Origin of the sequence: Collinsella sp. LCP19S3_A7 (genome assembly GCF_052121995.1) — a bacterium.
Classification (GTDB): Bacteria; Actinomycetota; Coriobacteriia; order Coriobacteriales; family Coriobacteriaceae; genus Collinsella.
Genome location: NZ_JBQKDE010000026.1, coordinates 1 through 10,715, shown reverse-complemented (window position 1 = coordinate 10,715; position 10,715 = coordinate 1). Strand labels below are relative to the sequence as shown.

The following is a 10,715-nucleotide window of genomic DNA, read 5'->3' as shown; positions in this document are numbered from 1 at the left end:
GCAACGGTAGGCCTAGCTGGTCGGCATGCCTTTGCCTTTTCTGAAATTTTTCGTTTCCGTAGATGAAAAGAATGGGTGCCGCACTAGCAACAATCAGATTGCCCTAAACACCCGCAGTTCCTAAATGTGTTTCTGGGTCAGATGTCCGTGGTTGGCCCCAGGCCGCCGCTGCCGAATGAGGTTGCGGAGTATACGGAGTACGACCTGCAACGTTTGGCAGTGAAGCCCGGCATCACCGGCTGGTGGCAGGTTACCGAGCGCAACGACACCGATTTCGATGGCATGGTGCAACGTGACCTGGAATACATCGCCAAGAGAGGCGTTCTAACCGACATCAAGATTGTGCTGCTCACGGTGGTCGAGGTCATTACCGGCGGCGGCGCTAGTTAATTCCCTTTAGTTATTGAAGATAGGTTCTTGAGAAATGATTATCACTCGCACACCCTTCCGTATGTCGTTCTTCGGCGGCGGCACGGACATGCCTGAGTTCTTCAACGAGTACGGCGGCTCGGTCATCTCGACCACGTTCGACAAGTACTGCTACGTCACGGCGCGCCACCTGCCGCGCTTCTTCGACTACTCCACGGAGCTCATCTACTCCAGGATCGAGCGGGTCTCCGACCCCTCCGAGCTCGAGCACCCCGCGGTGCGCAACGCCATGCAGATGCTCGACATGCGCGAGATGCGCATCTCCTACGAGGCCGACCTTCCCGCCCGGTCGGGCCTGGGCACCTCCTCGTCCTTTGCCGTGGGCATGCTCAACGCCTTCCACTGCATGAAGGGCACCTACGCCTCCAAGGACCGCCTGGCCAGGGAGGCCATCAGGCTCGAGCGCGATCTGTGCGCCGAGGCCGGCGGCTGGCAGGACCAGATCGCCGCGGCGTTCGGCGGCCTTAACCGCATCGACTTCGCCGACGGCGACTTCTCTGTCCGCCCGGTCGTCATTTCGCCCGAGCGCAAGCGCGAGCTCAACTCCAACCTGATGATGTTCTTCACCGGCTTCACCCGCTTCTCCTCGGACATGCAGAAGGCCAACCGCGTCTCGGACAAGACCGCCCAGCTCAAGGAGATGCTGGCGCTGGTCGACGTGGCCGAGGGCGTCCTCACCGACAAGTCGGCGGACCTCTCCGAGTTCGGCCGCCTGCTCGACACCACCTGGCGCCTCAAGCGCGGCACGGGCTCGCAGATATCCACAGGCTCCATCGACGCCCTCTACGAGCGCGGCATGAACGCCGGCGCGCTGGGCGGCAAGCTGCTGGGCGCCGGCGGGGGAGGGTTCCTCGTCTTCTACGTGGAGCCCGACGCGCAGGAGTCCGTGCGAAATTCCATGTCCGACATGCTCTACATACCGTTCGAATTCGAGGACGGCGGAACCTCCGTCGCCTACTACGGGCCCGAGGACTACGACCTGGAGGGATCACGCTAATGGATACCAAGTGCCCCCAGACGGGCGACGAGTGCCTGTCCACCTTCTTCGTCAACTACCCCGAGATGCTGGCCTGCGAGGCCGAGGTCCGTGCCGCGCGCGACCTGATCGCCGGGTCCTTCCGCGCGGGCAATAAGCTGCTCGTCTGCGGCAACGGCGGCTCAGCGGCCGACTCCGAGCACACGGTCGGCGAGCTCATGAAGAGCTTCCGCTTCAAGCGCCCCGTCGACGGGGCCTTCTCCGAGGCCTACCGCGAAGCCAACGGCTGCGAGGCCCCTTCATGGCTCGAGGGGTCGCTTCCCGCCATCTCGCTCGTCTCCCAGACGGCGCTCTCCACCGCGTTCGGCAACGACGAGGCGGCCGTCGGCGTCTTCGCCCAGCAGGTCTACGGCTATGGCGAGCCCGGCGACGTGCTGCTCGCCATCTCGACCTCGGGCAACTCCGCCAACGTCGTCGAGGCCGCCAAGGTCGCCCGCGCCAAGGGCGTGCGCGTGGTCTCGCTCACCGGCGCTAGAGAATCCAAGCTCACCGGCATCTCCGACGTGTGCGTCCGCGTGCCCCGCGACGAGGTCTTCCGCGTCCAGGAGCTTCACCTTCCCACCTACCACGTGCTGTGCGCCGCGGTGGAGGCCGACATGTTCGGGGGTGCCGAGTAGATGCGCCCCTACCGCGAGGCGATCGTGCTCGCCGGCGGCTTCGGCACCAGGCTCGCCCATGTCGTTCCCGACGTGTGCAAGCCCATGGCGCCCGTGGCCGGCAGGCCGTTCCTGCGCTTCATAATGGACCAGCTGGCCGCCGCCTGTTTCGACCGCGCGGTCGTCGCCGACGGCTACCGCCGCGAGCAGATCGAGGGCTTCTTTGGCCCCGCGTACCGCGGCACGGCAATCGAATACAGTCCCGAGGAGACGCCGCTGCTCACCGGCGGCGCCGTTAAGAGGGCCTTGAGTAGGTGCGAATCGGACTGGGTCTTCGTCCTGAACGGCGACACCTGGCTCGATGTCGACTTCGAGGCGATGGAGGCCGCTGCGGTCAATGTGCCGGATTCGGTTTCTGCCGTCATCGCCGTCAAGCGCATGCGCGGCTTCGAGCGCTACGGGACGGTCGACGTGGACGCCGGCGGCTCCCTGACAGCGTTCCACGAGAAGCGCCCGTGCGAGGAGGGCCTCATCAACGCAGGCGTCTACCTTCTGCGCAGGGACGCCCTGAATAACATGCCCGAGAAGTTCTCCCTGGAGAGCGACTACTTCGAGCGCGTCGTCGGCGACGGGGAACTGCGTGCGGTGGAGTGCGCGGGCGGCTTCATCGACATCGGCGTGCCCGAGGACTACGAGCTCGCACAGACGATGCTCGCGCCGCTCGCAAAGTCGTGGAAGCTCGCCTTGTTCGACCGCGACGGCACGATCAATGTCGACACGGGACATCTGTACGAGCCGGAGAAGCTCGAGCTGATCCCCTCCACGGTCGACATCATGCGCGGCTACTCCGACGACCCCGACTATAAGGTCGTCGTAGTGACCAACCAGGCGGGAATCGCCAAGGGCCTCTACACCGAGGCCGACATGCGTCGCCTCCATCGCTACATGGAAAACGAGCTGGAGAAGCTCGGCGTTCATGTTGACGCTTGGTACTTCTGTCCGCACCACCCCGACTACACGGGGCCGTGCGAATGTCGCAAGCCGGCTCCGGGGATGCTTCTGTCGGCAATGATAGATTTCGCTGCTCTGCCAGAAGATTGCGTCATGTATGGCGACAAGGTGACTGATAAAAATGCCGCTATGAAGGCTGGGATAGATTTTGAATGGGCGGGGGTGTAGTGTGCTCTTGACTGAAAATGCCAATAAGAAAGTGCTGTTCATTACTTCAAGACTTTTTTGGCCTGCTGACAGCGGGCGAAAAGTATCTCTTTATTACTACTGCAAAGGTTTAAAGGAACAGCTCGGATATGATGTGTATGTCTATTCCTTTCTTGAGGGAGGACAGAAAGCTGATGAGGCGAATTCTAGACCAGAATTTCTAGAAGATGTTCGAGTGGCATCCCCTATTTCGTCTCTGATTAAAGTCAAAAATCTTATTAGCGCAGCGTTCAATAAACACATGCCTCTTCAATGCGCTTTATATCAAAGCGAAGATAATAAGGCAGCCTTACGCTCCTTTTGCGCGACCATTAATCCTGATGTCATCATTATTGACATGATTAGATTTGCGCCCTATATCGATGCTCTGGATGATCTTGGGTGTCCTGTTGTACTTGATTACGATGACTTGCTGTCTAAACGATATTTGCGCCAGATAAACGAGAAAGGGGGCAACTTTCTCGGAAATTATGCAGTGCAGTCTCCTGGAATTGTTGGCAAGCTTGCAGCTAATGGGGTTGTTGGCAAAGTAGTTTTGTCAATAGAGTCCGCGCGCGTAAGGGAAGCTGAGGACTGGTATGCTCGTAAATCCTCAGCCGTGCTGTTCGTTTCTCCCAAAGAAGCACAGGAGTTAGATAGGAGGCTCGACACTAACAAATGTTTCAGCGCAACCGTGGGTGCAAAAATAGAATCATTACCACAAGAACCGCTTGCAAAGAAATATGACCTTGGTTTCGTTGGCAATTTCAATACTTCTGCGAATCAGGCTTCTTTACACTATATCTGTAATGAGATTCTTCCGTTAGTTCCAGATTTGAGTTTCAGGGTTATCGGAGTTTGTCCGAAAGATATTGAGGAATCATATCGAACCCTCAGCCAAGTTAGCTTCTCTGGCAGGGTTAAAACGATTAGCGGTGAGCTGCTTAAGTGCAAAATGATGCTTTGTCCTTTTGCTTATGGGTCTGGAATTAAAACAAAAGTACTTGAAGCCATGGGCATGGGTTTGCCGGTGGTGACCAATTCACTTGGCGTTGAAGGATTGACTTGCGAGCCTGGCGTTGACTTGCTTGTTGCTGAGACGCCGCAAGCGCTTGCGAGCGCTTGCGAAGAGCTGCTCGGTGATGGTGGCCTGAGACAAAGCATAGGTTTTGCAGGTCAAGAATATGTTCGTATGAATCATGATTGGAAAACAAGCGTCAACAACTTGGGCCGATGCTTGGATTATGCGATGAACGTACCTAATGCATAGGCGGAGAAAATGGTCGTTAAGAAATCAGTTAAAAGAGCATTAGAAGGTCTGCTGTCTAAGGACCCTATAGTGAGCTACGAAGAGTTAAAGCGTGCCGTGGACTCTCACGATCTCATTTCCTTCGATGTGTTCGACACGCTGATTAAGCGCAACGTTGGTGACCCTCATGATGTCTTCGATTTGGTCGCTAAGCTGTATTCATCGCGCGGATACGGTGATTTTTCCTCTTTTCATATTGCGCGCTGCTGTGCCGAAGTCAGCGCGCGCGGCGAGTCGAAGTGCGAGGAGGTTACGCTAGACGAGATATACGAACAGCTCGATGTGGAAGAGGATTGCAGGCGGGTTTTAAAAGCCCTTGAAGTGGAAGTCGAGCTGGATGTTTGTGTTGCCTGCTTGCCCATGAAGGCTGTTTTCGAGTATGCCGTTGCGCAAGGCAAGAGGGTCGTCATAGTGTCTGACATGTATATGTCGGCTGCTGTAATCACGAAGATTCTCGATAGGGCAGGATATTCTGGCTATTCGAACCTCTATGTTTCGAGTGAGTACAACGCTACCAAGGCAAGTGGAACGCTTTACACCCTCGTGAAAAAAGAAGAGGGGATTGACGGGGACAGGTGTCTTCATATAGGAGACTCTATTCGTGCCGACTATCTGAAGTGCAAGTCTGCTGGATTTGATTCCTTTTTGATTTCACGCGACTACGGCAACGTATTGCCAAAGCGCTACTGCGTTCCTTCCCGAGATATGGCTAGCGTCTATTCAGTTGCCCGTAATATCGTTGGTCCAGAAAAGGATTTCTATTGGCGTTTCGGGGCCGAGGTGTTTGGACCGGTCCTCTTTGGTTTTTGTAGGATGATTAAAAAGGTGGCAGAGCGAGAAAATGCCGACTCCATTTTCTTTTTGTCGAGGGACGGGTATCTCGTTAAAAGGGCGTTCGATGCCATGTATCCCGACTTTAACGGAAAAGAATCCTATCTCCACGTGTCGAGGCGCGCTTTGAGGCTTCCGTGCTGTCGCTGTGGGAAGGACCTCGAAGCTGTTTTGCCGAACACTAAGTACGTGACGTTCTCTTCTGTTTTGGATGCTCTTGGTATCGATCGGTTGCGTCGTGGTTCGTTTTCCACCGGCTTGTCACTTGACACCGTTTTGGAAGATGCCCACATTCTCTCCGAAATAGGGGAGTATGCAACTACATGGGAGGTTCTTAAGGCTGAGGCGCTGTCTGCCGCGAGAAGAGAATTCGATGCTGCAGTAAGGTACTTTGAGTCCAGTGATTTGTTGGGCAAATGTCTTGTGGTTGATATCGGCTGGCACGGTAGTCTTCAGAGGTCTCTGGAGCGCATCCTTGGCGAAGCCGGCATTGATGCGAGACTGTTTGGTTGTTATTTGGGCCTTGATGTTCCTAATGATGAACTTGACTTTAAAGCCGAAGGCTATTTGGGTGAGTATTTTCCCGGCGCATTTCTCGGACTGGTCGAGACGTGCTTCCTTGCACACGAAGGGTCAACCAAGCGTTATGTTGCGTCAGACGACGGTAAAGTGATTGCTGAATTGTATCCATATGAATATGGAGATATATCGACCGATGAAGAATCTAACGAGTCTGAGCTTGTTGGGCAAATTCAAAACGGTGCAGTTGCATTTGTGGCTGAGTACTCGAGATTTGACAGCAAGTATGATTGCGATATAAAGCCATCTGCGCTCTTCGAGCCTCTGCGATGCTACGGACTCAAGCCCACCTTGGAGGAGGTGGATAGATTCGGCTTCTTTCGTTTTATGGACGATGGATCGACCGTTATGCTGGCGAACCCAGATTCTCTTGTCCATTACTTATTGCATCCGGGGCTTTTTAAGAAGGATTTTTTTTCCTCTCGTTGGAAGGTGGGCTTCTGTAAGAAGTTGTTCAAAATACCGTTTCCCTATGACGTTGTTTACGGCGTTTTGAAAGGGGATTGCTGATAATGGCTGGTCGTGGGAGGTCGGCGTTTAACCATCGAAAAAGGCACGTGGTTTTCATTGCTGACATTGCGACTGTCGGGGGTGCTGCCGAAGCGTTGGAGGAACTCTGCCATTGCCTTATTGGAACAAGTGAATATCGGTGCACGGTCCTCACTGCTCAGGACTCTCCGTTTAATAAGCGGCTTGAAGATGCGGGCGTTCGTACTGTTGTGACGCATCACGGCGAGTTTCTGGTCGCTCGACCGCAGGCGAATTGGAAGGTTCCCGTCAAATGGACGCTTTGCTTAGCGGAGTATGTTAGAGGACTCATGTCGGCTGTCCATGAGGCCGAGAAGGCCGTTGACTTTGATGATGTTGATGTCATTCATACCAATGTGCCGCGCAATGATTTGGGCATGATGCTCGCGAGCAGGCATTCAATCCCGCATGTTGTACATCTGCGCGAGTGCTCGTTCTCTCATTTTAGGTGCTGGAGCTATAGACGGGATCCGGTCGGGTACCTAGCTCGTGGTGCTGACGCATTCGTGGGAATCTCCCAGTACGTCACGCGATACTGGGCCAAACTTGGGCTTCCGAGTGAGCGGATTTGCACCGTATATGACGGGGTTCAGATTTCCGAGAGCTGCGATATCGCTCATTACGAGTGCGGTGAGGTAATACGTCTTCTTTTTCTCGGCGGCTACGTAGAGGCCAAAGGCACGAGGGATGCAGTGGTTGCTGTCGCATTGATTGAGAAGATGTTCCCCGGACGAGTCACGCTCGACGTTTACGGCGGTGGCTTGATTGAGTTTAGAGAAGAGCTTGAACGATTCGTTCGTTCGGAAGGACTTGACGGAGTTGTTCGCTTTCATGGCGAAACGGAGAATGTATGGGCCGTTATTCCCGCGTTTGACATTGGCTTGGCATGCTCGGTCGATGAAGGGTTTGGACGTACGGTCATTGAGTTTCAAGCTTGTGGTGTCCCGCCAGTAGTCTCTGACTCTGGTGCATTTCCTGAGCTTGTACAAGACGGGATCAACGGGCTGGTCTATGAGAAGGCCGGTGGTGCAAAGGCGCTTGCGAAGCGGATTTGCGAGCTGGTCGATGATCCTTTCTTGCGGCACAGGCTTGGGTTGGAGGCTGAAGTATCGGCGCAGCGTTTCACTGCTGAGAAAAGCGCTGAGGGCGTCATGGCTCTTTATGACGATCTGTTGGAAACTGATCATTATGAGGTAGAGGTAGAGTGAAAGAATTCGTAGATGGGCTCGTCTCCATCGTGGTTCCAGTTTATAACTCCGAGGCCCATTTGGCCGATGCCTTGGACTGTCTTGCTCGACAGTCCTATGACAACATAGAAGTTCTAATCGTTGACGATGGCAGCAAGGACGACTCGCGCGCTATATGCGAGAAGTATGTTGCTTGCGATGAGCGTTTTCGTTACATATGGCAGAAGAATACTGGGGCAGGAGCAGCGCGTAATCATGGGATGGATTTGGCGCGCGGAGAGTATCTGATGTTCTTGGACGCGGATGACCTCTTTGAATTTGAACTGGTGGCGCGCCTTAAAGCCGCAATTGAGCGCGATGGTTCGGATGTGGCGGTATGCAGGGCCGACTGGTTTAAAGGACAGTACGAGCCTGATGAGAGCCGGCTTCTTAATGATAGCTCATCGATAAAAGTGGGAACTTTCCGTCCCGTAGACTTCGCTGATGAGTTCTATCAAGTTGTCACGTCATGCCCATGGGACAAGATCTACCGTGCAGCGCATATTCGCGAAAATAATTTGCAATATCAGAACTTGCGTTACAGCAATGATAACTATTTTGTACTTATGTCATTGTTGACAGCCAATAGAATAACCTGGATTGAAGACATTCTTGTCCACTATAGAATCGGACAAGGCGGTAGTCTGCGCGACAAGATGTATTTGGACCCACTATGCGATCTGGATATGTTCGATGCTTTGCGAAGTGCAGTCGCGAAGAGCGACGTGGCACATGCATCAGGGCTTATGAAGAGTCTTGATGCGTTCACTGTAGACCTATTATTCGTGAATTATGCTACGCTGGCGTCACAGTCGGTGGAGGCATGCAAAAAGTTTCACAAGCGACTGACGCGATTCTGTTTTCCTGCTTGGGAAAAGCTCGAATCTACAAAACTCCAATGCGGCTCTTTTAAGTCAAAGATTAGACTTTGGGCGCTGGGGTCGGTTCAACCAGATTCTATGGCATGGGCCGTAAAGCCGTTTGGTAAAAACGGAATGAGGACTGCCGGGCCAAAGCAATGGCATATATTGTATGCACGGCTCTTGCCCTCGATGCTCTTTGGCCGTTCTGTGGGCAAGGAGCGGAGGTCCGCCAATGACAACTAAAGCTAAAAGTAGCTCCATGCTGTCGGCCTTGGGTATGCAGCTCGTGTCTAAGTACGCGAACGTCGTAGTGCAACTTGTCATCAATATGGTTTTGGCACGATTGCTTACTCCTAGGGAATTTGGCACAGTCGCCATAGTCACTGTGTTCTCATCTTTCTTTGCCATACTTGCGGACATGGGTGTCTCGACCGCTATCGTGCAGTACAAAAACCTTACAAAGAGCGACTATGATGCATTGTTTCTCTTCTCCGCTATCTTGGGAGCTGTGTTGGCCGGTGTTTTCTGCCTGCTGTCTCTGCCCATTTCGTCTGCGTATGTTGACAGGGACCTTATCCCGCTTTGCTGCTTAACATCGCTGTCGGTGCTCTTCAACACTCTAAACATGGTGCCAAATGGAATTCTTTTGCGTGAAAGGAGATTCAAGACTATCAGCGTGCGACTGGTGGTGGTGAGCGTTTTCGCCGGCGCGGCGGCTGTTGCTTTGGCCTTTTTGGGTTTCGGCTGCTTCGCCTTGGTTTGGAATGTTGTGCTTACCTCGCTCTTTGTGTTTGTGTGGAACTGGACTTCGACACGAATTTCGTTCACGAACCCTCATTTCATTGTTCCGGTGCGGCGGATCATGAGATTCTCGGGATTCCAGGCGGGCTTCGGTATCGTTAACTACTTTGCGCGCAACTTGGATAACCTTCTTGTCGGCGCGATGATGGGCTCGGCTCAACTGGGTTACTACGATAAGGCCTATAAAGTGATGCAGTACCCGCTCAACTACCTCACCGGCATCTTTAGCAATGTGCTGCAGCCTTATCTTTCAGAGTATCAGGACGACAGACGTAGGCTCTACAAGAGCTGGCTTGCTATCTGCAGGGTGTTGGCTGTCGTGGGAATGTTCGCGACGGCGCTGATAGTCACCTTCCCTCGGGAGATACTTCTTATCATGTACGGGGATCAATGGCTTGTGGCAGCACCTGCGCTTGGCACATTGGGTCTTTCCGTGGGAATCCAGATGGTCAATTCGACCTCTGGGGCAATCTTCCAGAGCGCGGGCCGCACCGACACGCTGTTTCGCTCGGGTTTGATTTGTACGGTCATTTCCGTTGTCGGAATTCTTTTGGGCATCGCTGCCGGATCACTTTGGGTCTTGGGCCTTGCGATTTCCGTCGCGTATGTGCTGCATTTCATGGTGACAGCTTACTTGCTTGTTGGAAAGGTGCTCGGGGAGCCTCCCCTATCTTTCCTAATTAACTTTGTGCCTTCCGTTGCCGCAGCAGTGTTCTCCGTTCTTGTCGCAAATATGGTAGTGCCGTTTCTAGATGTTGTGCCAGCTGCGGCGGCAGCGTTCGGTGACGCATAATTTCTTTCGCAAATTGACAACCGCATAGCGGAACACGGCCCGCGCCCCGTCATATGATTTCTAGCGACTAAACAACAAATCACCGACGAAGGGGGGCACGGGCCGTGTCTGCGAACATCGTATCAGTCGACGAGGAGTCGCTGCGCAACGACATAAAGAATCTGGTGAGGAAGACCGTCGAGGAGACGCTCAACGCACTGCTCGACGAGGAGGCGTCCGAGCTCGTCGGGGCCGAGCGCTACGAGAGGACGGCGGGCCGGGAGGCCTACCGCAGCGGCCACTACACGAGGAGGCTCGTCACGGGCGCCGGGGAAGTCGAGCTCAGCGTGCCGAAGCTCCGCGGGGCGACCTTCCAGACGGCCGTCATCGAGCGCTACCGCAGGCGCGAGACCTCGGTCGAGGAGGCCATCGTCGAGTGTGTTTCGTCAAGAGGATTTGAGCAAAAAGATCATCGGAAATTGAGCAGCCTGAGCATCGGAAGCGCGCACGCTTTTTGAGCGGCTAGCCCTCCTGCATGAGGGCATGGC

Annotated in this window: 8 protein-coding genes and 2 pseudogenes; all 10 read left to right on the top strand. The window is 54.3% G+C overall.

Annotated features, from left to right (window positions below; translation table 11 throughout):
- Nucleotides 1-123: 123 nt before the first annotated feature.
- Nucleotides 124-390 (top strand): annotated as a pseudogene (locus ACTQV3_RS08980) (sugar transferase); the annotation flags it as partial.
- A 34-nt stretch (nucleotides 391-424) separates the two neighbouring features.
- Nucleotides 425-1,426 carry a GHMP family kinase ATP-binding protein gene (locus ACTQV3_RS08975; RefSeq protein WP_441069363.1) on the top strand — a complete coding sequence of 334 codons (1,002 nt, stop codon included), beginning with the start codon at nucleotides 425-427 and terminating at the stop codon, nucleotides 1,424-1,426.
- Nucleotides 1,426-2,082: a D-sedoheptulose-7-phosphate isomerase gene (locus tag ACTQV3_RS08970; RefSeq protein ID WP_441069361.1), complete on the top strand. Its 657-nt coding sequence runs from the start codon at nucleotides 1,426-1,428 to the stop codon at nucleotides 2,080-2,082. Before ACTQV3_RS08975 ends, ACTQV3_RS08970 begins: the two co-directional genes overlap by 1 nt.
- Nucleotides 2,083-3,240, top strand: coding sequence for an HAD-IIIA family hydrolase (locus ACTQV3_RS08965; RefSeq protein ID WP_441069359.1), 1,158 nt, complete (start codon nucleotides 2,083-2,085; stop codon nucleotides 3,238-3,240).
- Nucleotide 3,241: 1 nt separating this feature from the next.
- Nucleotides 3,242-4,528, top strand: a complete 1,287-nt coding sequence (locus ACTQV3_RS08960) for a glycosyltransferase family 4 protein (protein WP_124786268.1) — start codon at nucleotides 3,242-3,244, stop codon at nucleotides 4,526-4,528.
- 9 nt (nucleotides 4,529-4,537) lie between these two features.
- A complete protein-coding gene (locus ACTQV3_RS08955) occupies nucleotides 4,538-6,487 on the top strand; it encodes an HAD family hydrolase (protein WP_441069357.1) in 1,950 nt (649 codons plus the stop codon).
- A gap of 2 nt (nucleotides 6,488-6,489) precedes the next feature.
- Nucleotides 6,490-7,713, top strand: coding sequence for a glycosyltransferase family 4 protein (locus ACTQV3_RS08950; protein ID WP_441069355.1), 1,224 nt, complete (start codon nucleotides 6,490-6,492; stop codon nucleotides 7,711-7,713).
- Nucleotides 7,710-8,837, top strand: coding sequence for a glycosyltransferase family 2 protein (locus ACTQV3_RS08945; protein WP_441069353.1), 1,128 nt, complete (start codon nucleotides 7,710-7,712; stop codon nucleotides 8,835-8,837). Before ACTQV3_RS08950 ends, ACTQV3_RS08945 begins: the two co-directional genes overlap by 4 nt.
- A complete protein-coding gene (locus ACTQV3_RS08940) occupies nucleotides 8,827-10,188 on the top strand; it encodes a lipopolysaccharide biosynthesis protein (protein WP_441069351.1) in 1,362 nt (453 codons plus the stop codon). The genes ACTQV3_RS08945 and ACTQV3_RS08940 overlap by 11 nt, the downstream gene beginning before the upstream one ends.
- A 104-nt stretch (nucleotides 10,189-10,292) precedes the next feature.
- Nucleotides 10,293-10,604 (top strand): annotated as a pseudogene (locus ACTQV3_RS08935) (transposase); the annotation flags it as partial.
- Nucleotides 10,605-10,715: the final 111 nt, after the last annotated feature.

Coding starts and splice junctions, on each gene's coding strand:
- ACTQV3_RS08965 (WP_441069359.1), top strand. CDS start 2,083: ATGCGCCCCTACCGCGAGGCGATCGTGCTCGCCGGCGGCTTCGGCACC.
- ACTQV3_RS08940 (WP_441069351.1), top strand. CDS start 8,827: ATGACAACTAAAGCTAAAAGTAGCTCCATGCTGTCGGCCTTGGGTATG.
- ACTQV3_RS08975 (WP_441069363.1), top strand. CDS start 425: ATGATTATCACTCGCACACCCTTCCGTATGTCGTTCTTCGGCGGCGGC.
- ACTQV3_RS08950 (WP_441069355.1), top strand. CDS start 6,490: ATGGCTGGTCGTGGGAGGTCGGCGTTTAACCATCGAAAAAGGCACGTG.
- ACTQV3_RS08970 (WP_441069361.1), top strand. CDS start 1,426: ATGGATACCAAGTGCCCCCAGACGGGCGACGAGTGCCTGTCCACCTTC.
- ACTQV3_RS08955 (WP_441069357.1), top strand. CDS start 4,538: ATGGTCGTTAAGAAATCAGTTAAAAGAGCATTAGAAGGTCTGCTGTCT.